General features: G+C 64.1%; 18 protein-coding genes and 2 tRNA genes. 4 read left to right on the forward strand and 16 right to left on the reverse strand.

Going from position 1 to position 21,143, the window contains the following annotated elements; all coding sequences use genetic code 11:
- Positions 1 to 88: 88 nt before the first annotated feature.
- The 6 genes from LV82_RS05650 to LV82_RS05680 form a co-directional block, all read right to left on the reverse strand.
- Positions 89 to 1,348, reverse strand: a complete 1,260-nt coding sequence (locus tag LV82_RS05650) for an aspartate kinase (RefSeq protein WP_104069871.1) — start codon at positions 1,346 to 1,348, stop codon at positions 89 to 91.
- Positions 1,349 to 1,440: 92 nt separating this feature from the next.
- Positions 1,441 to 2,085 carry an SDR family oxidoreductase gene (locus LV82_RS05655; RefSeq protein WP_104069873.1) on the reverse strand — a complete coding sequence of 215 codons (645 nt, stop codon included), beginning with the start codon at positions 2,083 to 2,085 and terminating at the stop codon, positions 1,441 to 1,443.
- Positions 2,086 to 2,094: 9 nt separating this feature from the next.
- Complete coding sequence (locus LV82_RS05660) at positions 2,095 to 2,529, reverse strand: DUF1178 family protein (protein WP_104069874.1); 435 nt, start codon at positions 2,527 to 2,529, stop codon at positions 2,095 to 2,097.
- 51 nt (positions 2,530 to 2,580) lie between these two features.
- Complete coding sequence (locus tag LV82_RS05670) at positions 2,581 to 3,015, reverse strand: NUDIX hydrolase (RefSeq protein WP_245873082.1); 435 nt, start codon at positions 3,013 to 3,015, stop codon at positions 2,581 to 2,583.
- Between the two features lie 202 nt (positions 3,016 to 3,217).
- Positions 3,218 to 4,468, reverse strand: coding sequence for a 3-deoxy-D-manno-octulosonic acid transferase (locus tag LV82_RS05675; protein ID WP_104069879.1), 1,251 nt, complete (start codon positions 4,466 to 4,468; stop codon positions 3,218 to 3,220).
- A gap of 64 nt (positions 4,469 to 4,532) precedes the next feature.
- A complete protein-coding gene (locus LV82_RS05680) occupies positions 4,533 to 5,777 on the reverse strand; it encodes a urate hydroxylase PuuD (protein WP_104069880.1) in 1,245 nt (414 codons plus the stop codon).
- A gap of 112 nt (positions 5,778 to 5,889) precedes the next feature.
- Here LV82_RS05680 and LV82_RS05685 point away from each other — a divergent pair, with 112 nt between their 5' ends.
- Complete coding sequence (locus LV82_RS05685) at positions 5,890 to 6,921, forward strand: LysR family transcriptional regulator (protein ID WP_104069882.1); 1,032 nt, start codon at positions 5,890 to 5,892, stop codon at positions 6,919 to 6,921.
- Entirely contained in the window at positions 6,922 to 7,305 is a 384-nt protein-coding gene (locus LV82_RS05690) for a DUF2147 domain-containing protein (protein WP_104069884.1), read from the forward strand.
- Positions 7,306 to 7,358: 53 nt separating this feature from the next.
- Here LV82_RS05690 and hisH read toward each other — a convergent pair whose 3' ends face one another.
- Together hisH and hisB are read right to left on the reverse strand one after the other, a co-directional pair.
- Positions 7,359 to 8,000, reverse strand: coding sequence for an imidazole glycerol phosphate synthase subunit HisH (hisH, locus tag LV82_RS05695; RefSeq protein ID WP_104069885.1), 642 nt, complete (start codon positions 7,998 to 8,000; stop codon positions 7,359 to 7,361).
- Positions 7,997 to 8,584 (reverse strand): imidazoleglycerol-phosphate dehydratase HisB, encoded by a 588-nt coding sequence (hisB, locus tag LV82_RS05700; protein ID WP_104069887.1) that lies wholly within the window; start codon positions 8,582 to 8,584, stop codon positions 7,997 to 7,999. Before hisB ends, hisH begins: the two co-directional genes overlap by 4 nt.
- Positions 8,585 to 8,755: 171 nt before the next feature.
- On the opposite strand from hisB, the gene LV82_RS05705 reads away from it, so the two are divergent.
- Positions 8,756 to 9,400: a transglutaminase-like cysteine peptidase gene (locus tag LV82_RS05705; protein ID WP_245873083.1), complete on the forward strand. Its 645-nt coding sequence runs from the start codon at positions 8,756 to 8,758 to the stop codon at positions 9,398 to 9,400.
- Between the two features lie 57 nt (positions 9,401 to 9,457).
- Here LV82_RS05705 and LV82_RS15050 read toward each other — a convergent pair whose 3' ends face one another.
- From LV82_RS15050 to LV82_RS05735, 6 genes are all read right to left on the reverse strand, one after another.
- Positions 9,458 to 10,387, reverse strand: a complete 930-nt coding sequence (locus tag LV82_RS15050) for a hypothetical protein (RefSeq protein WP_211289169.1) — start codon at positions 10,385 to 10,387, stop codon at positions 9,458 to 9,460.
- Positions 10,388 to 10,623: 236 nt separating this feature from the next.
- Positions 10,624 to 11,265 carry a hypothetical protein gene (locus LV82_RS15055; protein ID WP_211289170.1) on the reverse strand — a complete coding sequence of 214 codons (642 nt, stop codon included), beginning with the start codon at positions 11,263 to 11,265 and terminating at the stop codon, positions 10,624 to 10,626.
- A 267-nt stretch (positions 11,266 to 11,532) separates the two neighbouring features.
- Positions 11,533 to 11,607 (reverse strand) — tRNA-Gly (locus LV82_RS05720).
- 130 nt (positions 11,608 to 11,737) lie between these two features.
- Positions 11,738 to 11,812: transfer RNA gene (locus LV82_RS05725), tRNA-Gly, on the reverse strand.
- A gap of 247 nt (positions 11,813 to 12,059) precedes the next feature.
- Positions 12,060 to 15,506 carry a pyruvate carboxylase gene (locus LV82_RS05730; RefSeq protein WP_104069888.1) on the reverse strand — a complete coding sequence of 1,149 codons (3,447 nt, stop codon included), beginning with the start codon at positions 15,504 to 15,506 and terminating at the stop codon, positions 12,060 to 12,062.
- A 169-nt stretch (positions 15,507 to 15,675) separates the two neighbouring features.
- Positions 15,676 to 16,821, reverse strand: a complete 1,146-nt coding sequence (locus tag LV82_RS05735) for an alpha-hydroxy acid oxidase (protein ID WP_104069890.1) — start codon at positions 16,819 to 16,821, stop codon at positions 15,676 to 15,678.
- 113 nt (positions 16,822 to 16,934) lie between these two features.
- On the opposite strand from LV82_RS05735, the gene LV82_RS05740 reads away from it, so the two are divergent.
- Positions 16,935 to 19,295 carry an ATP-dependent helicase gene (locus LV82_RS05740; RefSeq protein WP_104069891.1) on the forward strand — a complete coding sequence of 787 codons (2,361 nt, stop codon included), beginning with the start codon at positions 16,935 to 16,937 and terminating at the stop codon, positions 19,293 to 19,295.
- A 57-nt stretch (positions 19,296 to 19,352) separates the two neighbouring features.
- On the opposite strand, the gene LV82_RS05745 is transcribed toward LV82_RS05740, so the two are convergent.
- Both LV82_RS05745 and LV82_RS05750 read right to left on the reverse strand, forming a co-directional pair.
- Positions 19,353 to 20,378, reverse strand: coding sequence for a Hint domain-containing protein (locus tag LV82_RS05745; RefSeq protein ID WP_104069893.1), 1,026 nt, complete (start codon positions 20,376 to 20,378; stop codon positions 19,353 to 19,355).
- A 462-nt stretch (positions 20,379 to 20,840) separates the two neighbouring features.
- Entirely contained in the window at positions 20,841 to 21,056 is a 216-nt protein-coding gene (locus LV82_RS05750; protein ID WP_104069894.1) for a DUF1127 domain-containing protein, read from the reverse strand.
- Positions 21,057 to 21,143 lie beyond the last annotated feature (87 nt).

Consider the following 21,143-nt stretch of genomic DNA (forward strand, 5'->3'; position numbering starts at 1 on the left):
GCGGCGCGGGCGCGGTGGGGCTGACACATGCGCAAGGCCCGGACGCAGTCGCGCCCGGGCCCGTGCAATCTGTACCGAGCGGCCAGTGTCAGGCGGTCTTGTCCAGTTCAAAGGCGTCGTGCAGCGCCTGGACCGCAAGTTCCATGTACTTTCGGTCGATCAGGACCGAGACCTTGATCTCGGACGTGGCGATGACCTTGATGTTGATATTCTCGTCGGCCAGCGCCTTGAACATGCGTGCAGCCACCCCGGACTGCGAGCGCATCCCGATTCCGACGACCGAAACCTTTGCGACCTCGGTATCAACGACCAGATCATCATAGGCGATCTCGCCACGTTCCCGGGCATCCTGAAGCGCCTTCTTGGCCCGTTCGACCTGATTGATGGGGCAGGAAAAGGTCATGTCGGTCACCGCGCCGCTGTGACCTTCGTAATTCTTTTCCGAGATGTTCTGCACGATCATGTCGACATTCACACCGGCCTCGGCCAGCGGGCCGAAGATCGCCGCGGCGATGCCGGGCTTGTCCTCGACTGTGACGAGCGTGATCTTGGCCTCGTCGCGGCTATAGGCGATGCCCGATACGGCTTTCGATTCCATGATTTCCTCCTCGTCACACACCAGGGTGCCGGAATTTTCGTCAGTATCCTCGAAACTGGACAGAACGCGCAGGCGTACCTTGTAGCGCATCGCCAGTTCGACCGACCGGGTCTGCAGGACCTTGGCGCCAAGGGATGCAAGTTCCAGCATCTCCTCGAAGGCGATCTTGTCAAGCTTGCGCGCCTTCGAGCAGATCCGCGGATCGGTCGTATAGACTCCATCGACGTCGGTATAGATATCGCAGCGTTCGGCGCCAAAGGCCGCCGCAAAGGCGACTGCTGTCGTGTCGGAACCGCCCCGGCCCAGCGTGGTGATGCGGCCTTCGGGGCTGACGCCCTGAAAGCCAGCGACCACGGCGACCTTCATGCCTTCCTCGAACTTGCGGTCGATATTGTCGCGCGGGATCGACACGAAGCGCGCCGCGCCATGCGCGCTGGTCGTGTTGATCGGCACCTGCCAGCCCTGCCAGCTGCGCGCAGGAATGCCCATTTCCTGCAGCCTCAGGGCCATCAGGCCGGCCGTCACGTTTTCCCCGGACGAAACGACTGCATCGTATTCGCGCGCGTCATACAGGTGCGATGTCTGCTCGACCCAGTTGACCAGTTCGTTGGTCTTGCCCGCCATGGCCGAGACGATGACAATGACGTTGTAGCCGCGATCGACCTCGCGCTTGACCTTCTCGGCGGCATTGGCAATGCGGTCGAGATCGGCCACCGAGGTGCCACCGAATTTCATCACCAGAAGCGGCATTCCAGCCCCCCAGCTGTGGCGCGCATGCGCACGGTCCAAGTCGCGCGCTTCTTATGCGCCCGCGCAGGCAAGGGCAAGGGGGCAGGAAAGTTTCAGAAAGGAATCGGCTGCCCCGTGTAATCTTCGAAACATCCGCTGGTGTTCGGGCCCAGCGCATCGAACCGGCCCAGCAATCCGCGCGCGGCCTCCTCGGGTTCGACCTGGGCCTGCGGGCCGCCCATTTCGGTGCGGACCCAGCCAGGATGATAGATGCCGACCGAAATGCCCCGCGGGGCAAGATCGACGGCCAGGTTGCGGCCCAGGTTCAGCGCCGCCGCCTTCGAGGCGCGATAGGCGTAGCTGCCGCCGGGCGCATTTGCATCGGATGCCATGATCGACGACAGGATGGCGATCTTTCCGCGTGCCTGCTCGACATTGGGCAGAAGCGCGCGGATCGTCAGGAAGACGCCCGTGACATTGACCGCGAACGCCTCGGCCCAGACCTCGGGGCCATAGCCATCCTCCAGCCGGTGTCCTTTGTCGGGATAGACGCCCGCATTGCAGACCAGCAGGTCGATCGGCTGACCCGACAGCCGGTCCGCCAGCGCACGCACCGATGCCGCGTCGGTGACGTCAAGCGGCAGCAGGTCATCTGCGGGCCGTCGCGCCGTGCCGGTGACGATATCCCCGCGAGCGCGCGCGGCGTCGGCCAGGGCCTTGCCGATGCCTCGGTTTGCGCCTGTGATCAGAACATGCATCGCGTATCCTCAGTTTGCCTTGCGCGTGGGCAGAAAGGGCAGGGGGGTGACGGGCACGCCATCCTCGATCAGGGTGCGGGCATCCTCGAGCCGCGCCTCGCCATAGATCGGCCGTTCGGGCGCCTCGCCTTCGTGAATGGCGCGCGCCTCGGCGGCAAAGTTCATGCCGACATATTCAGAGCTTGCCTCGATCTTGCGGCGCAGCTCGGCAAGCATGTGTTCGACCGGGTTCCTGGGCGCGTTCAGGGCCGGTTCGGAGGCCTTTTCCTCGGCCTTGCGGCCGCCCACGACCGAGGGCGCCATCAGCGATTTCGTGACTTCGGTCGAACCGCAGACCGCGCAGGCGACGTGGCCGCCCGCGTTCAGGCGATCGAAGGCGTCGGCAGACTGGAACCAGCTGTCGAAATCATGACCATCGGCACAGACGAGCGAGTAGCGGATCATGTGGCACCCTCAGGCTTGTGAGAGCATATCTGGTGATGTCTGCCGGAAGGATCAAGTCCGGTCATCAGGGCCGGTCGCCCTGGATGGCGGATGAAACGCGGCAAGCAGCGCCTGCAATTCGGGCTCGTCCACGCGCCGGGCTGCTTCCTCGGGGCTGACCCAGTCGCGCCGACGCTGGCGACGTTCGGGAAAATCGTCGACGACCTTGCGCACGGCGACCGGAAAGACCGAAACCACGACCGGCCGGGTCGATCCGTCCTTGAGCCGCTTGTCGTAGGCGTAGAAGCCCACGCAATCCGCGCAGACCTCGCCCTTGACCCCGGCTTCCTCCCAGGCTTCCTGAAGGGCTGCGTGCGGGTCGGACTTGCCCTTGATCGGCCAGCCCTTGGGAATGACCCAGCGCCCGGTGTCGCGGCTGGTGACCAGCAGGATTTCGGGCCGATCTTCGCGCATACGCCAGCACAGGGCGGCGACCTGCGACTTCACCTTCTCCCTGGTCCTGTCCTGCGCGGATCTTTTCCTTGACTCCTGCTTCATCCTGACGGTCTGTCTGTCCTGCCTCGAAATCGGTCTTGTGGCCGCTCATGCCGTTGCGCCGGTGTCAGCACCGATCCGCAATTGCCTTCGGAACAGGATAGCAGCCTTGATTCGCGCCTTCCAGTGCCTGCTGCGCGGCGTGCAAGCTATTTCACGGCGCCAGGGGCAGGCCGGTCGCCTGAGCCAGCTCTTGCCGGAACGCGGCCAGCCCCGACGGGTCGGCCAGGGCCGCCAGAGCCTCGCGCCCCTTTCGGCCCAACTCGGCTTGTGCAGCTGGGTTCCCAAGCGTGACGAGCGCGCGCGCAAGGCTGTGGGCGTCGGTGACCTCGATCGCGGCATTCCCGGCGCGCAAGGCCGCATAGGCCGGCGCCGAATTCGACACGTGGGGGCCATGCAGTATGGCGCAATCATGCGCCGCGGGCTCGAATGGCGTATGTCCGCCGCGATCGACCAGCGACCCGCCGACGAACACGATTCCGGCGGCGGAATACCACAGCGCCATTTCGCCCATCGTATCGGCCAGATAGACCGACGTCCGGGGCTGGATCGGAGTGCCGCGCGAGCGTGTCGCGAAGTCGAGGCCACGTTTGCGCAGCATGGCCTCGATATCGTCGCGACGCCTTGGGTGCCGCGGAGCCAGGACAAGGCGCAGCTCGGGCCGATGGAGCCGTGCGCGGTCAAAGGCGTCAAGCACGACTTCCTCTTCGCCCTCGTGGGTTGATGCGGCAAGAAACGTGTCCTCGCGCCGCCAGGGCAGTCCGTGCTCGGCGTCGGGGGGCAATGCGGCATGGGTCGCCTTCAGGTTCACCAGAGGCCCAAGGCGCGAATCCGGCAGCCCAAGGGCGCGAAAGCGTGCCTGCGAAGCGGGGTCCTGGGCGCAGAGCATCCGGACTGATCGCAACATGCGGCGCATGACGAAGGGTAGCCAGCGCCAGGCCCGGTACGACCCTTCGGACATTCGGGCGCCAATCACGAAGACCGGAACCGCGTGGCGAGCGCACATGGCGATACGCTCGGGCCAGAGCTCGGCCTCGATCACGATCAGTGCAAGCGGCTGCCAGCGGTCGAGGAATGCGCGCAGGGCAGGGCGGGTGTCGAAAGGGGCGAAGGCTGAACGAATGCGGCGGACGCCCCAGCTTTCGACCAGATCCCTGGCGGTCTGGCTGTTCACCGTCACCAGGACCGTCAGGTCCGGGGCGGCAGACAGAAGTTCCTGGATCATGGCGCGGGCCGATGTGACCTCGCCGTTCGAGGCCGCATGGACCCATATCAGCGGGCCAGACTCTTGCCGTTCCGGCCCGCGCGCCAGACGTTCGGCCAGTTCATCGGATCGGCCCGCGCGCCGCAGCTTGCGGGCGTAGATTGCAAAGCCAATCCGGGCAAGAAGTCGATAAAGCGGCAAGTTTCACCGGCCAGAATGGAAATCTGGCGCCAAACTGACCAGATGCAGGGTCCGGTTGCAAGCCTCAGGCGCCTCCGGCACTGTCCCGTGCAATCGCCGCCCGATACCAGTCACGGATCAGCGCGCGTTCCTCGGGTTCGATGAACGAGATGTTCGCGGGTGGCATCGCATGGGTGACGCCTGCCTGCAGATAGATCTCGCGCGCATGGATCGCGATCCGGGCCGGCGTGTCCAGCATCACGCCCCGCGGCGGCGCGACGAATCCCTCTTGCACCGGTTCGGCCGCATGGCACATCGAACACCGGCCAAGGACGATCGACTCGACGTCTTCGAACTGGGGGGCTGCGGCAAAGCGCAGCGCCGATCCGGGGATCGCGGCGCTGTCATCCCCAGAGCCGCGCAGGAGCGCGGTGGACAGCCAGATGAGGGCAAGAAACAGCAGCGCGGTGACAAACCATGTCCATGTCGGGCTGCCCTTGCGCGCGTGTCGCGTGTTGAACCAGTGCCGGATCGTCACGCCCATCAGGAAGACCAGCGAGGCGATGATCCAGTTGTATTCCGTGGCAAAGGCCAGCGGATAGTGGTTCGACAGCATCATGAAGATGACCGGCAGCGTCAGGTAGTTGTTGTGGGTCGAACGCAGCTTGGCGATGCGGCCATATTCAGGGTCGGGCCTGCGCCCCGCGATCAGGTCGGCGACCACGATCTTCTGGTTGGGAATGATGACCATGAAGACATTTGCCGACATGATCGTGGCGGTCACCGCCCCCAGATGCAGCAGCGCGGCACGGCCCGAAAAGACTTGCGTGTAGAACCATGCCAGCGCGACAAGGATCACGTACAGAACCACCATCAGCGCGGTCGGGTGATGCCCGAGCCGCGAGCGGCACAGCCTGTCATACAACACCCAGCCCGCGGCCAGCGACGCCAGAGAGATGGCGATGGCCTGCCAGGGCGCCAGCGCGCGCACCTGCGGGTCAATCAGGTACAGGTCGGCCCCAAGGTAATAGACCAGAACCAGCAGCGCGAATCCCGACAGCCACGTGCTGTAGCTTTCCCACTTGAACCAGACCAGATCGTCCGGCATCCGCTCGGGCGCGACCAGATATTTCTGGATATGGTAGAAGCCGCCGCCATGGACCTGCCATTGTTCGCCATCCGCGCCGCTCTCCAGCCTCCGGTCGCGGTGCAGCCCCAGATCCAGCGCAATGAAATAGAAGGATGAACCGATCCAGGCGATGGCGGTGATGACATGCAGCCAGCGCACGGCGAATTCCAGCCATTCGCCCATGATGATCCAGTCCTGCATCCTTGCTCTCCATTCTACTGGCAGGGTCAGCCTATCGCGGGCAGGATTGTCCTGATAATCCTGAGAATGACAGAAAACCTTCAATCATGGCCTGACAATCCAAAGGTATCCCATGGCCTATGTCAGCAATATCCGAATGTTCGTGCGTGTCTATGAACTGGGCTCGATGTCGGCGGCGGCGCGCGATCAGCGCACCTCGCCCGCCGTGGCGTCGGCCCGGATTGCCGAACTCGAGCGGCATCTGGGGGTGCGGCTGTTCAACCGAACGACGCGCCGTCTGCAGCCGACCGAAAGCGGACGGCTGTTCTATGACGGCGCGCGCCGGATACTCGAGGCGATCGACGACGCCGAGGCCGCAGTCATGGATTCCACGCGCAATCTGCGGGGAACGATCTTCGTTGCCGCGCCGCTGGGCGTCGGGCGGCGGTTCATCGCGCCCTGCCTTCCCGAGTTCAAGGATCAGCATCCCCGGATCGACATTCGGTTGCGCCTGTCGGACCGTCGGATCGACGTGGTCGGCGAGGGGCTGGACCTGGCCTTTCATCTGGGCCCGCTCGAGGATTCCTCGCTCAAGCGCCGCGTGGTCGCGGAATGTCCGCGCATATTATGCGCCGCTCCGTCCTATGTCGAACGGCGGGGCGATCCGGTCACGGCCGAGCGCATGGTGGCCGAGCGGCATGATTGTCTGAACCTTAGGTTCCCCGGCGCGCGCGAGTTCCGGTGGACCCTGATGACCCCGGACGGCCCGCGCCCCTTCGAGGTATCAGGCCCGTTCGAAAGCGATGATGGCGACGTGCTGACGGGATGGGCGCTGGATGGGCGGGGAATCGTGATGAAGCCCATATTCGAGGTGGCCGAGCATCTGAAGGCGGGCCGGCTGGTGCCGGTCGTGCGGGACTCTCCGCCGCTGCCGGTTCAGCTGGTCTGTCTGACGCAGCATCGGCGCCTGCGCGACCCGAAGATCCGCGCCTTTTCCGATTTCGTGATCGAGCGTTGCCGGGCCGAGCTGAATCGCGTGACCGAACGCCTGGATACCGCCTGTCTTTCCGGCGCGGGTCAGGTGGCTCTACGCCACGTCATGCTGGACGCAAATGCCGTTAGGAAGGATGATCCGCGTGGGGAGACGTTCAGGGAGGACCCGTAAATGAAGAAATATGTTGCCGCCGCGCTGTTGTCGCTTGTGGCCGGGATGGCTGCGGCCGATCCGGTGGAAGGCGTCTGGCAGACCGAGCCCGATGACGGCGCCTTTGCCCATGTGGTGATCGAGCCCTGCGGTCAGGCTTTCTGCGGCAAGATCGCGCGCACGTTCCGCGCGGATGGCGAATACAAGTCGCCCAACCTGGGCAAGACGCTGGTGATCGACATGGTGCCGAACGGGCCGAACGCCTACAAGGGCAAGGTCTGGCGTCCGTCGAACAACAAGATCTATCTGGGCAAGATCAAGCTGAATGGCGATCAGCTGAAGCTTTCGGGCTGCGTGGCGGGCGGTCTTCTGTGCTCCAGCCAGACCTGGGTGCGCGTGAAATAGTCGACCGCGACCGCAGGAATTCGGGCCCGGAGCGGATATCGCCCGGGCCTTTTCTATGGCTTCCAGGTCAGGAAATTCGCGATCAGCCTCAGCCCGGTTGCCTGGCTCTTCTCGGGATGGAACTGCGTGCCGACCATGTTGTCGCGCCCGACGATTGCCGTGATCGGGCCGCCATAGTCGCAATGCGCGACGAGATGTGCGGGGTCGGCAACGCGGAAGTGATAGGAATGGACGAAATAGGCGTGGCAGCCGGTTTCCACGCCGTTCAGAACCGGATGAGCGCGGTCGATCACCAAATCGTTCCAGCCCATATGCGGCACCTTCAGCGTCGGATCGACCGGCGTGATCCGCTCGACCTGGCCGGGGATCCAGCCAAAGCCCGCCGTTTCGCGATATTCCAGCCCGCGCGAGGCCATCATCTGCATTCCGATGCAGATTCCCAGGAACGGCCGCGCACGCGCAATCACGGCGTCCTCGATCGCTTCGAAAAGGCCCGATCGGCTGTCCAGCGCCACGCGGCAGGCGGGGAATGCGCCATCGCCCGGCAATACGATGCGATCGGCGCGCGCGATGTCCTCGGGGCGGGCAGAAACAAGAATCTCGCCCGCACCGACATCCTGGGCCATGTGGGCAAAGGCCTTGGCGGCCGAATGCAGATTGCCCGATTCGTAATCGACAAGAACCGTCAGGCTCACAGCGCACCTTTCGTCGATGGAAGGCTGTCCCCTGCGCGCGGATCGGGTTCGACCGCCATGCGCAGCGCCCGGGCAACGGACTTGAAGGCCGCTTCGGCGATGTGGTGGCTGTTCAGCCCGTGCACCAGATCGACATGCAGCGTGATGCCGCCATGAGTGGACAGGGCCTGGAAGAATTCCCGCACCAGTTCGGTGTCGAATGTACCGATCTTCTGTGTCGGGAAGGACAGGTTCCAAACCAGATACGGTCGGCCCGACAGGTCAAGCGCGCAGGAGACCTGTGCGTCGTCCATCGCCAGGGCGAAATGTCCATAGCGGCGAATACCGCGCTTGTCGCCCAGCGCCTGGGCCAATGCCTGGCCCAGGGCGATGCCGGTATCCTCGACCGTGTGGTGATCGTCGATATGCAGATCGCCCTTTGCCCGAACATTCATGTCGATCATCGAGTGGCGGGCAAGCTGGTCAAGCATGTGGTCGAAGAAGCCGACGCCGGTGCTGTTGGCGTATCGGCCCTGGCCGTCCAGGTCGATTTCGACGGTGATGTCGGTTTCCGCCGTCTTGCGGCTGATCGACGCCTTGCGCATGGCTGCCTCCGCTGTCTGCCCGCTGCTTATAGGCGGCGGTTCGCTTGGAGAAAAGGGGCAGGGTGCGCGGAAATCCGCATCCCCGTGGCTGCCGTGATCTTGACGATTGCCCAACCGGCCCGTCTTGCCTCAATCAGCGCCCCAAAGCGGTAACCAGTTGGGGAAGATCACATGAATTTTGGGCAGGGGGCGATCGCGGATCGCCCGTCGTGGCGTGTGACTCTGGCGATCGCAATTGCCGTCGTTGCGTGTGCAACTGGCCCGATTGGTTCGCCCGCCCATGGACGCGGGCTGAAGGATGTCCCGGCGCATCTGAGCACGATCAAGCCGATTCCGGCGCCGCCCGGTTTTGGCGGGATTTGCACGAAATACCCCTGGGCCTGTGCTGCCGATCGACACAAGACGGGCCTTACCCCAGAGGAGGTCCAATTGGTTAAGGCCGTAAACCGTGAGGTCAACCGCCGTGTCCCGATGGTCGAGGACCGGGTCCAATACGGCACCGATGAGCTGTGGACGTTGCCCGGTTCACGCGGGGGCGATTGCGAGGACCTTGTGCTGCTGAAAAAGCAGATCCTTATCTCGCGCGGAATTCCGGCGGGCAACCTGTTGATCGCCGCCGTTCTGGACAGGTCGGGCAGGTCGCATGCCGTGCTGGTTGCGCGTGCGGGCCATGCGGATCTGGTTCTGGATACCCTGACCGATCGCGTTCTGCCCTGGCATCGGACGGGGTACAGCTTTCTGAAGATGCAAAGTCCGCGGGCTCCCTCCCGCTGGGGGGCGGTTCTGGCAGGCGGTATCTTCAACCCCCGGCAGTAAACACGGCCGCGACGAGGCGCGACCGTGTTCCTTCATGACCAGGCCAAGAGCGAAGAGTTACTTCGCATCCGACTTCTCGGAGCCTTTTTCCTCCCGTTCCGGTTTCGAAGGCTCGGATCTTTCGGTTCGTTCGTCAGCCGTCTCGGCCTTGTCGGTTCCCTTGCGTCCGGGGCCATCTTCCTTCTTGCCCGGTCCATCCTTCTTTCCATGCCCGTCTTCCTTCTTTCCAGGCCCGTCGTTCTTTCCCGGTCCATCCTTCTTGCCGGGACCATCTTCCTTCTTGCCCGGGCCGTCCTTCTTCCCGGGGCCCTTGTGCTCTCCCGATCCGTCATCGCCGCCGCCGGAACCACCACTGCTGCCACCGGAACCATCCGACCCGCCACCGGCACCACTACCGCTGCCGTCCGAGCCACCACCGCTGCCGCCCGAGCCACCGGATCCACCCGACCCGCCGCCAGTACCACCGCCGCTGCCGCCCGAGCCGCCGGAACCACCCGACCCGCCGCCGGAACCGCCACCGCTGCCGCCCGAGCCACCCGACCCGCCACCGGTACCACTACCGCTGCCGCCCGAGCCACCGGATCCACCCGACCCGCCGCCGGTACCACCGCCGCTGCCGTCCGAGCCACCGGAGCCACCCGACCCGCCAGAGTCAGAGCCAGACCCGCCTCCGGCATTTCCGCCCGGGTTTGAATCTCGGTCAGAGGACGGATTCTCGTCACTGCCTGGAATCGCGGCTGTCGGCTGGCTGGTCAGCGCGGCCATGACAAGCGGACAATTCTGCAGGGTGTATTCGACGATCTGTGGGAAATCGGGGCTACGCTGCAGGCGCTGGATCTCGCTACGGTAAAACACGTCGCGCGCGCAAAGCTCGCGCAGGAATTCTTCCGTGACTGCGGCTTCGGCGCCTGAAGGCGCGACCGTCGGGGCAGTCAGGGCTGTCGCAATCATCAGGAATTTCAACGTGGGCCTGATACTCGCAATCATGGTGCACACTCCTGGCCGCAATGGCCATCTGGGTGAGGATGGCTTGATCCTCTGTGATGCGGTGGCCTGACCGAAAATCGGCTCATCACCGCTTGGCATTCGGTTGAAAAATGGGCCTTTCGCCGCAATGTGTCAATTGGGCGTCAGAAATAGGGCGCAAACGTGGCAATCATGCCTCACACGATTGGGCGCGCCGCAAGGCGCGCCCAGGTTCACGGCAGGTTGCCATGACCGTGTCAATTGGCGGAGCCTCCGAGCCCGCCGCCGGAACCACCGCCATTGCCTCCGACACCGCCGGAACCACCGCCATTGCCTCCGACACCGCCGGAACCACCGGTTCCACCGCCGGAGCCGCCGCCATTGCCACCGACACCGCCAGAGCCACCGCCAGAGCCACCGGTTCCACCGCCGGAACCACCGCCGCTGCCGCCCGAGCCACCGGCACCGCCACCGCTGCCGCCCGAGCCGCCGGAGCCTCCCGATCCGCCGCCGGTGCCACCACCGCTGCCGCCCGAGCCGCCGGAGCCACCCGATCCGCCGCCGGCACCGCCACCGCTGCCGCCCGATCCGCCGGAGCCTCCCGGCCCGCCGCCGTCATTGTCATCATCGCTGGGCGCGGGGATCGATGCGGTCGGTTGGCTTGTCAGCGCAGCCATCACCAAGGGACAGTTTTTCAATGTATATTCAACGATCTGGGCGAAATCCGGGCTGCGCTGCAGCTTGCGTATCTCGCTGCGATAGAAGACCTTCTTCTGGCACAGCGATTTCAGAAATTCCTCGCTTACATCGGCTCTGGACGCCGTCGGAGCGAGCATGGGCAGGGTCAACGCTGTCGCGACAACCAGCGACCTCCAGACCGTTCGCGAATGGGTAATCATCTTCAAATCCTCCGTCTCGAATGAGGCAGCTGAAAAATGTGTTCGTGCCGGCCCAATGCCGGGCGGACTGCCAAAAATTATGACATTGCCAAATTGTGCGCGGAAAATGCCGCAAGGTCAAACATGCGGCAAAAATGTGGCAGCAATATAGCTGATTTGCTCGTCACTCATGTGTGCGCTCCCGGCAGGGGCCACGACCTGCAAGTCTTGGCGCTGTGACGGCGCTGCGTCGAACGGCCACGGGACCCGACATTGATGGAGGAAAACTGGAGCGGGCGATGAGATTCGAACTCACGACCCTTACCTTGGCAAGGTAATGCTCTACCCCTGAGCTACGCCCGCTCTGTGCGGCTGCATCTAGCGATTCTTCCCAATGGATGCAAGGGCAAAAATGCGCGATTCCAGTCGCTTGGGCGTGGCGCGATGGAGGGTAAAAAACAAAGGGCGCCCCGTTGGCGCCCTTGTTTTCGAATGGAGCGGGCGATGAGATTCGAACTCACGACCCTTACCTTGGCAAGGTAATGCTCTACCCCTGAGCTACGCCCGCCCCGTTTCGATGCGCCGTCAGATAATTCGATCCGCCGGGGGCTTCAAGAGGAAAATTGCGGCCTGGCGTGATTTTTCGTCAACGTCCGCCCCCGGGGAGGCCCGGCGCCTTGCCTGCCGGGTGGCCCGCCATGCCCCAATCGACGGGGATCCGGGCCGGGCCGATTCTCACCTTCACTGCTCTCTTGCCGGTCACGCAAAAGGCCGGCGCAATCATGCGCCGGCCAGTGGGCGGGTTATCCCGCACTTTATTGGGCTTCGAACTCGATCAGCAGATCCTTGGCCTCGATCTGGCTGCCCGGCTGAACGTGCACCGCCTTGATGACGCCCGCCCGTTCCGAGTGGATGCCGGTTTCCATCTTCATGGCCTCGATCGTCAGCAGCAGATCGCCCTGGCCCACCTTCTGCCCCGGCTGAACCGCGACCGAGGCGACCGAGCCCGGCATCGGGGCGCCGACATGGTTGGGATTGCTCTCGTCGGCCTTCAGACGCGCGGCGGCCTTCGACTTGATCATGCGGTTCGGGACACGAATGACGCGCGGCTGGCCGTTGAGTTCGAAGAAGACCTTCACGTCGCCCTTGTCGTCGGTGTCGCTGACGGCCTGCAGGCGGATCTCCAGCGTCTTGCCAGGATCGATCTCGACCGAGATTTCCTCGCCCGGCTCCATCCCGTAAAAGAAGGTCCGGGTGGGCAGGGTGCGCACGGGGCCATAGATTCGGTGCCGGCCCATGTAGTCGAGGAAGACCTTCGGATACATCAGGTATCCATTCAGGTCCTCATCATCGACCTTGAAGCCCTCGAGCTCTTCGGACAGCTTGCGGCGCGTTTCCTCCAGATCCACCGGCGGCAGGTGCTTGCCCGGCCGGTCGGTCATCGGCTTTTCGCCTTTCAACACCTTCTTGACGATGCCCTCGGGGAATCCGCCCGGCGGCTGGCCCAGATTGCCACGCAGCATGTCCACCACCGAGTCGGGGAAGGCGACCTCGACATTCGGGTCCTCGACCTGCTCGCGTGTCAGTCCCTGCGCGACCATCATCAGCGCCATGTCGCCCACGACCTTCGACGATGGCGTGACCTTGACGATGTCACCGAACATCTTGTTGGCGTCCGCATAGGCCTGCGCGACTTCGTGCCAGCGTTCTTCCAGCCCCAGCGAGCGCGCCTGCGCCTTGAGATTGGTGAACTGCCCGCCCGGCATCTCGTGCAGGTAGACCTCGGAGGCGGGCGCCTGAAGACCCGATTCAAAGGCGGCATACTGGGCGCGGACCGCTTCCCAGTAGTTCGAGATCTCGCGGATGGCGCCGATATCCAGACCCGTGTCACGCTCGGTATGGCGCAGCGCCTCGACGATCGAACCCAGGCAGGGTTGCGATGTTCCGCCCGAGAACGCATCCATCGCCGCGTCAACCGCATCCACGCCCGCATCGGCCGCGGCAAGGATCGTCGCCCCCGCGATACCGCTGGTGTCATGTGTGTGGAAGTGAATCGGCAGACCGACCTCTTCCTTCAGCGCCTTGATCAGCACGCGCGCCGCGGCGGGTTTCAAAAGCCCCGCCATGTCCTTCAGACCCAGGATATGGGCCCCGGCATCGCGCAGCTGCTTGCCCATGTTGACGTAATAGTTCAGATCGTATTTCGCGCGATCCGGGTCAAGGATGTCGCCGGTATAGCAGATCGTGCCTTCGCAGACCTTGTTCTGCTCGATCACAGCATCCATGGCGACGCGCATGTTCTCGACCCAGTTCAGGCTGTCGAAGACGCGGAAGACGTCGACGCCGGTTTCCGCCGCCTGGCGGATGAATTCCCGCACGACGTTATCGGGATAGTTGGTATAGCCCACCGCGTTCGAGGCCCGCAGCAGCATCTGCGTCATCAGATTCGGCATGGCCGCGCGCAGGTCGCGCAGGCGCTGCCATGGACATTCCTGCAGGAAGCGATAGGCCACGTCGAAGGTCGCGCCGCCCCAGCATTCGACCGAGAACAGCTGCGGCAGGTTCGCCGCATAGGCGGGCGCCACCCGGATCATGTCGATCGAGCGCATCCGCGTCGCCAGAAGCGATTGATGCCCGTCACGCATCGTCGTGTCGGTGATCAGCACCCGCTTCTGTTCGGCCATCCAGTCGGCGACCGCCTGCGGACCCTTTTCGAGCAGCAGGTTTCGCGTGCCCGGCGCGGGTTCGGCCCGCAGCGCCGGCGGTTTGGGCTGGCGCGCTTCGGCCGGAGGCTTGGGCCGACCGGCGGTTTCGGGATGCCCGTTCACCGTGATGTCGGCAATATAGGTCAGGATCTTCGTCGCCCGGTCGCGCCGCTTGCGGAAGTTGAACAGCTCGGGCGTCGTGTCGATGAACTTCGTCGTGTATTCGTTCGACAGGAAGGTCGGGTGTTTCAGCAGGTTGATGACGAAGTCGATATTCGTGCTGACGCCGCGGATGCGGAATTCGCGCAGCGCCCGGTCCATGCGCGCGATGGCCTGTTCGGGCGTGTTGGCCCATGCCGTGACCTTGACCAGAAGCGAGTCATAATAACGCGTGATCACCCCGCCGGCATAGGCGGTGCCGCCGTCCAGACGAATGCCCATGCCCGTGGCCGAGCGATAGGCGGTGATGCGACCGTAATCGGGGATGAAGTTGTTCTGGGGGTCCTCGGTCGTGACCCGGCATTGCAGGGCGTGACCGGACAGCGTGATGTCCTCTTGCCGCGCGACGCCGGTCGCCTCGGCCAGTGTCTTGCCCTCGGCGATCTTGATCTGCGCCTGGACGATGTCGATGCCGGTCACTTCCTCGGTGACCGTATGTTCGACCTGGATGCGGGGGTTGACCTCGATGAAGTAGAAGGCGCCCGTGTCCATGTCCATCAGGAACTCGACGGTTCCGGCGCATTCATAGCCGACATGGGCGCAGATGCGGCGGCCAAGCTCGCACAGCTCCTCGCGTTGCTCTTGCGTCAGGTATGGGGCAGGCGCGCGCTCGACCACCTTCTGGTTGCGCCGCTGCACCGTGCAGTCGCGTTCGTAGAGGTGATAGATGTTGCCGTACTTGTCGCCGAGGATCTGGACCTCGACATGGCGGGCGCGCTGGATCATCTTTTCCAGATAACCCTCGCCATTGCCGAAGGCAGCCTCGGCCTCGCGCCGGCCTTCGCGAATCTTTTCGATCAATTCGTCCGGGCCAAGGATCGGGCGCATGCCGCGTCCGCCGCCGCCCCAGCTGGCCTTCAGCATCAGCGGATAGCCGATCTTTTCGGCTTCGGCCCTGATGGCCTCCCAATCGTCGCCCAGGACGTCCGTGGCAGGGATCACCGGCACGCCCGCTTCGATCGCCACGCGCCGGGCGCTGGCCTTGTCGCCAAGCGCGCGCATCGTTTCCGGGCGCGGGCCGATGAAGGCGATACCGGCCTTTTCGCAGGCTTCGGCGAATTCGGGATTTTCGGACAGAAGGCCATAGCCGGGATGAATCGCATCCGCGCCGCATTCCCTGGCGACCCGGATGATCGAGGGAATCGAAAGATAGGCCTGCACCGGGCCCAGCCCTTCGCCGATGCGATAGGCCTCGTCAGCCTTGAAGCGGTGAAGCGAGAGCTTGTCTTCCTCGGCATAGACGGCGACGGTGCGCTTTCCCAGCTCGGTCGCGGCGCGCATGACGCGGATCGCGATCTCGCCGCGGTTGGCCACAAGGATTTTCTTGAACTCGGTCATGTCCGTTTCTCCCCCGGTCGCGCTTGCAGCGCACAATAGGGATGCCGCGTCGCCGCGCAAGGCCCGTTTGCGACGCGTTGCAACATTCGTGCAACAAGTTGTTCGATTGATGTCCGGCATTCCGACGATTTGCCGGAGGCAGCCGACAATATGACGGAATTTGCGTCATTTACCGAACCAGGCGATGGGCCAGGTCGGACAGGCGCGCAGCTCCCATCTGGCCCATATTGGCCCGAAGATCGCGCGCCAGGATCTCGACCAGATGGGCGGGACCATCCGCACCCAGCGCGCCCAGCGCATAGTGCCAGGCCCGGCCCAGCATCACGAAATCGGCGCCCAGCGCAAGCGCGCGGCAGATGTCCAGGCCGCTCTCTATGCCGCTGTCGAACAAGATCGGCAGATCCGTGGCCGCGCGGATTTCGGGCAGGACTTTGATCGAGGCGGGCGCGGCATCGAACTGGCGCCCCGCATGGTTTGACACCCAGACCGCATCGACCCCCTCCTGTTCCAGGCGCCTGGCGTCGTCTGCGCGCAGGATGCCCTTGACGATCAAGGGCCCCCGCCATGCGTCCCGCACGGCACGCAGATAATCCCAGTCGGGCGACACACGCAGGCGATAGCCGATATGGTCGGTCGAGGAGCGGCTCTCGCAGCTGTCGGCATACTTTTCCAGCGTTCGCAGGCGGGGGCGGCCTTCTCGAGCGACATGCGCCGTCATTCCCAATGCCCATGCGGGGCGGGCCAGGACCTGCGCCAGCAATCCGGGCGTCAGCCGGGGCGGCTGGGTCAGGCCCGCGCGCACTTGCCGTTCGCGACGGCTTGCCGCGGGAAGATCCACCGTAAAAACCAACGCTGCAAAGCCCGCTTCCCTTGCGCGGCGCAAAAGGTCCGCCCGGATCTCGGGGTCGCGGGGCGGGTAGAGCTGGAACCAGCCATCCGGGCCGATAGCGGGCGCCAGTGCCTCGGGCGGCTGGGCCGCGACGGTGGAGAGGACATAGGGGATGCCCGCGCGCGCAGCGGCGCGTGCCAGAATGCGCTCGGCGTCGGGCCAGACCAGCCCCGACATCCCGACCGGCGCGATCCCGAACGGCAGTGGGTATTCGCGCCCCAGAAGCCGGGCCGAAAGGTCGGTCTCGATCTCTCCATGCAGGACCGAGGGGTAAAAAAGGATCTCGTCCAGTTTCCGGCGGTTGCGCTTCTGCGTGGCCTCGGTCCCGGTGGCGCTGTCGAGAAATTCCCAGACAAAATGTGGAATTCGCTCCCGGGCGCGGGATTTCAGATCCGATATCGCGGGATAGCGCTGGTGCAGGTCCATGCGCGAGTTGTCCAAAGCGTGCGCGGAAAAGTCCAGAGTTTTGCGCAAAGGCCTCTGGAACAGAGTGTGAACTTCTCTTTTCTTCGCCGTGCGATGCGTCTAGATTGCCGCACATGACCCGTACCGACGATACCGCCCCCGGCAACATGGTTCCGCTTTCCCGGCGCGCGATGGCTGCGCGCCCCGCGCCCTATCTGGAGGGCCTGAACCCCGCCCAGCGCGAGGCGGTCGAGGCGTTGGATGGGCCGGTCTTGATGCTGGCTGGCGCGGGAACCGGCAAGACGCGTGCCCTGACGGCGCGGATCGCGCATATTCTGGCGCAGGGCCGCGCGCGCGAGGGCGAGATCCTCGCCGTGACCTTTACCAACAAGGCCGCCCGCGAGATGAAGGAGCGCGTGGGCCAGCTGATGCGCCAGCCGGTCGAGGGGATGCCATGGATGGGCACGTTCCATTCGATCTGTGCCAAGATCCTGCGACGTCATGCCGAAATGGTGGGGCTGAAATCCAGCTTCGCGATCCTGGATACCGACGATCAGATCCGGTTGCTGAAACAGGTCATCACGGCCGCGAATATCGACGAAAAGCGCTGGCCGGCGCGGCAGCTGGCGGGCTTGATCGATCACTGGAAGAACCGCGCATGGCGGCCCGAACAGGTGCCGGCGGCCGAGGCTGGCGCCTTCAACCACCGGGGAAGCGAGCTGTATGCAGCCTATCAGGCGCGGCTTGTGACGCTGAACGCGGTCGATTTCGGCGACCTGCTGCTGCATGTCGTGACGATCTTCCAGAAGAACCCCGACATACTGACCCGGTACCAGCAGAAGTTCCGTTTCATCCTGGTGGACGAATACCAGGATACCAACGTGGCCCAGTATCTGTGGCTACGGCTTTTGGCGGCCGGCCATCGCAACATCTGCTGCGTGGGCGACGACGACCAGTCGATCTATGGCTGGCGCGGCGCCGAGGTCGGCAACATCCTGCGCTTTGAAAAGGATTTCCCGGGCGCCCGCGTGATCCGGCTGGAGCAGAATTACCGATCCACCGAACATATCCTGGGTGCGGCCTCGGGGCTGATCGCGGCCAATGCGGGCCGGCTGGGCAAGTCGTTGTGGACCGAATCGACGGGCGGCCAGAAGGTGCGCCTGATCGGCCACTGGGACGGCGAGGAAGAAGCGCGCTGGATCGGCGAGGAAATCGAGTCACTGGCCCGCGGCCGCGGCGAGATGGATCCCGTGCGGCTGAACGATCAGGCGATCCTGGTGCGCGCCAGCCACCAGATGCGCGCCTTCGAGGATCGTTTCATGACGATCGGTCTGCCCTATCGCGTCGTGGGTGGTCCGCGATTCTACGAAAGGCTCGAGATACGCGATGCGATGGCCTATTTCCGCCTGGCCGTTTCTCCCGCCGACGATCTGGCTTTCGAGCGGGTGGTCAACACGCCCAAGCGCGGTCTTGGCGACAAGGCGCAGCAATTGATCCAGTCGACCGCGCGCGCGGCGGGCACCAGCCTGTTCGAAGGCGCGCGCGCCGTCATCGAGAATGGGGCATTGGGTGGCAAGGGGGCGCGGAATCTGCGCGAATTCCTTTCGGGGATCGAACGCTGGCATGCCCAGACACTGCGACCGGGATACGACCACATTCGCCTTGCCGAAACGATCCTTGACGAATCCGGCTACACGGCGATGTGGCAGAATGACAAGACGCCCGAGGCGCCGGGGCGGCTGGACAACCTCAAGGAACTGGTCAAGGCGCTGGAAGGGTTCGAGAACCTGCAGGGCTTTCTTGAACACGTCGCCCTGGTCATGGACAACGATGCCGAAGAGGGCGAGGACAAGGTCACCATCATGACCCTGCATGCGGCCAAGGGGCTGGAGTTTCCCGTGGTCTTTCTGCCGGGCTGGGAGGACGGCCTGTTTCCCAGCCAGCGCAGCATGGACGAGAACGGCCTGAAGGGGCTGGAGGAAGAGCGCCGCCTGGCCTATGTCGGCATTACTCGGGCCGAACGTCTGTGCACCATATCCTTTGCCGGCAACAGGCGCGTCTATGGCCAGTGGCAAAGCCAGATGCCGTCGCGCTTCATCGATGAATTGCCGGCCGAGCATGTCGAGGTTCTGACGCCACCGGGCCTGTATGGCGGCGGCTATGGCGCGGCGTCCACGGCAGGCACTGCGTCCGGGATCGAAGAACGCGCCGCGCGGTCCGATGCCTATAATTCGCCCGGCTGGCGCCGCCTGCAAGAGCGGGCCCAAACGCGGCCGACAAGTCAGCCGCGCGAGGCGCGCAACGTGATCATCGACCTTGATGCCTCTTCCGTCTTCACGCTGGGCGACAGGGTGTTCCACCGAAAGTTCGGCTATGGCACGGTCGAGGCGATCGAAGGCGACAAGCTGGTCGTGGCCTTTGACAAGGCGGGTACCAAGCATGTCGTGGCGGGCTATGTCGTGGCCGCCGCGGCGGCGGACGACATGCCTTTCTGAAGACTGAAGCGGTTGTGAGGGTTGGCCCGCATTCGGGTCCGGATCGGCCGGCCGCACTTACCCGTGAATCAGGGCGATCGCCTCGTATTTCTTCAGGCACGGCCTTGCCGCGGATGCCGGAGCGTCGAGACTGGGTGCAAGGCCGGGAAACAGCATGCGCTGCTCTGCCAGAACCTCGGTTTCGGCATCGCTCAATGCGCTATCGGGGCCCAGAGCGTTGTCGGGATAGAAGCTTTCGCTTGGCACCCCGTTTGACAGAACGATCTCATGCCGGTCGAAAAGCAGATGAAAATAGGTGATCAGCATGCCTTCGGCACGGATGATGGTGCGCCCATTGACCATGTGCTTGGCTGCCACCAGAGCTTCGCGAAATCCGGTCAGCAATTCCAGCTTCGGACCGCGGACCAGCATGCGGTGATTGGGCGATACGCGCAGCTTGCCCTTGTTGCCGATCGCGCCATCGGCAAAGACGACCGGCGCCATGTCGCCCCTGGCAAGACATACGCTGCGTGCCACATGACGAAGCGGTTGGGGGCCATGATCAAGCGTCATCACCAGATCGCCGGGCGACAGCGATTCGATCGGGCGTTCTCCCCCGGGGGTCGCGATCATCGTGCCGCCGCAGAAGCAGGCAAGATTGGCATAGTCGACCTCGTTCCGGCCGATATTGAATTCTTGAATGAACGTGTATTGCTGCCCGGGTGTCAGGGGGCCTTCGGAAATCAGTGCGGTCGTTGTGTTGTTGCCTGAATTCGTGCCGCCGATCGTTATCGAATAGACGCGAAGGCCGTTCGCATCCTCCAACCCGTAGTTGACGAATATCCGGGTGCCGGCAGGATAGGTGGTCCCATCTATGGTGACCGGGGCGTCCAGAACCTGATTCGCGGAACTGATTTCGTCGAACCCATCGTTGCCGCCATCGTTGACCTGGACCTGTATTGGCTGGGCGGTCGGTTTCAGTTGCAGGTTGAACGGAGGAGACCCCTGTGCACGCGCGCCTTGCTCGTCCGGCGGCGCAATGTTGCCGCCGGATGTCTCGAAATCCGAGAGCTGGTAGACCCATTGAAGCTTCTCTATCGTCATGCTTCGATGCTAAGGGCTCTTTTGGGTTTTCGCAATTCGGAACAGGTCCTGTGCTGCCGGAACGCGTATCCGGGCCGTACGGCGTGCGACTGATGATGGAAAAGTGCCGCGAAACGAAAAAAGGCGGCGCCATTTGGCGCCGCCAGTTGCAACCACGATCCAGGGAGGAGGATCGTCGCAATTCCGCAGGCAGGGCAGTGTCGCGGGGAGGAGGAACACGACACTGCCCGCCTTGCAAAGGCGGCCCGGGGAGGGGGATGGGCCGCCAGAGGGGCTGAAGTGCGGCGGTGGCTGGGAGGAGGAAGCCACCGCCGCTCTTCACGACGCCAACCCAGGGAGGAGGAGGGAGGTCGGCGCGTTCTTCAGGCCGTTCTGGCCAAACTGTGCGGCGGCATCAGGGAGGAGGAGGTGCCGCCGCAACTCGCGCGCCTCGAGGGGGAGGAGAAGAGGCGCGGAGAAACCTTACTTGCCGTAGGCGGCTTCGATCGCGATCGACCGGATGGACGAGCGCGAGATGCCGAGATCGTTCAGTTCGCGGTCCGACAGCGCGGACAGTTCACGCACGGTCTGACGGTACATCTTGTAGCGGCGATGCGCGTCGCGCAGATTGCTGACAAGATTGCGGATCTGGTCGATAAGGCCGTGATCGGCCGTGCGGATCGTGTTCGAATAAGCCATGTCTTTTTCCTCGTTACTGACTGGCGGGGTCGTTCGTCGCTGATCCGTTCAGGTCCGATCGGCTGCGGCCCCGTCGATGCCGTTGCC

Origin of the sequence: Albidovulum inexpectatum (genome assembly GCF_002927635.1) — a bacterium.
Taxonomy (GTDB): Bacteria; Pseudomonadota; Alphaproteobacteria; order Rhodobacterales; family Rhodobacteraceae; genus Albidovulum; species Albidovulum inexpectatum.

Excerpts from the sequence above, each read along its gene's own strand:
- LV82_RS05650 (WP_104069871.1), bottom strand. The coding sequence starts at position 1,348 with ATGCCGCTTCTGGTGATGAAATTCGGTGGCACCTCGGTGGCCGATCTC.
- LV82_RS05655 (WP_104069873.1), bottom strand. The coding sequence starts at position 2,085 with ATGCATGTTCTGATCACAGGCGCAAACCGAGGCATCGGCAAGGCCCTG.
- LV82_RS05660 (WP_104069874.1), bottom strand. The coding sequence starts at position 2,529 with ATGATCCGCTACTCGCTCGTCTGTGCCGATGGTCATGATTTCGACAGC.
- LV82_RS05680 (WP_104069880.1), bottom strand. The coding sequence starts at position 5,777 with ATGCAGGACTGGATCATCATGGGCGAATGGCTGGAATTCGCCGTGCGC.
- LV82_RS05685 (WP_104069882.1), top strand. The coding sequence starts at position 5,890 with ATGGCCTATGTCAGCAATATCCGAATGTTCGTGCGTGTCTATGAACTG.
- LV82_RS05690 (WP_104069884.1), top strand. The coding sequence starts at position 6,922 with ATGAAGAAATATGTTGCCGCCGCGCTGTTGTCGCTTGTGGCCGGGATG.
- hisB (WP_104069887.1), bottom strand. The coding sequence starts at position 8,584 with ATGCGCAAGGCGTCGATCAGCCGCAAGACGGCGGAAACCGACATCACC.
- LV82_RS05705 (WP_245873083.1), top strand. The coding sequence starts at position 8,756 with ATGAATTTTGGGCAGGGGGCGATCGCGGATCGCCCGTCGTGGCGTGTG.
- LV82_RS15050 (WP_211289169.1), bottom strand. The coding sequence starts at position 10,387 with ATGATTGCGAGTATCAGGCCCACGTTGAAATTCCTGATGATTGCGACA.
- LV82_RS15055 (WP_211289170.1), bottom strand. The coding sequence starts at position 11,265 with ATGATTACCCATTCGCGAACGGTCTGGAGGTCGCTGGTTGTCGCGACA.
- LV82_RS05730 (WP_104069888.1), bottom strand. The coding sequence starts at position 15,506 with ATGACCGAGTTCAAGAAAATCCTTGTGGCCAACCGCGGCGAGATCGCG.
- LV82_RS05735 (WP_104069890.1), bottom strand. The coding sequence starts at position 16,821 with ATGGACCTGCACCAGCGCTATCCCGCGATATCGGATCTGAAATCCCGC.
- LV82_RS05740 (WP_104069891.1), top strand. The coding sequence starts at position 16,935 with ATGACCCGTACCGACGATACCGCCCCCGGCAACATGGTTCCGCTTTCC.
- LV82_RS05745 (WP_104069893.1), bottom strand. The coding sequence starts at position 20,378 with ATGACGATAGAGAAGCTTCAATGGGTCTACCAGCTCTCGGATTTCGAG.
- LV82_RS05750 (WP_104069894.1), bottom strand. The coding sequence starts at position 21,056 with ATGGCTTATTCGAACACGATCCGCACGGCCGATCACGGCCTTATCGAC.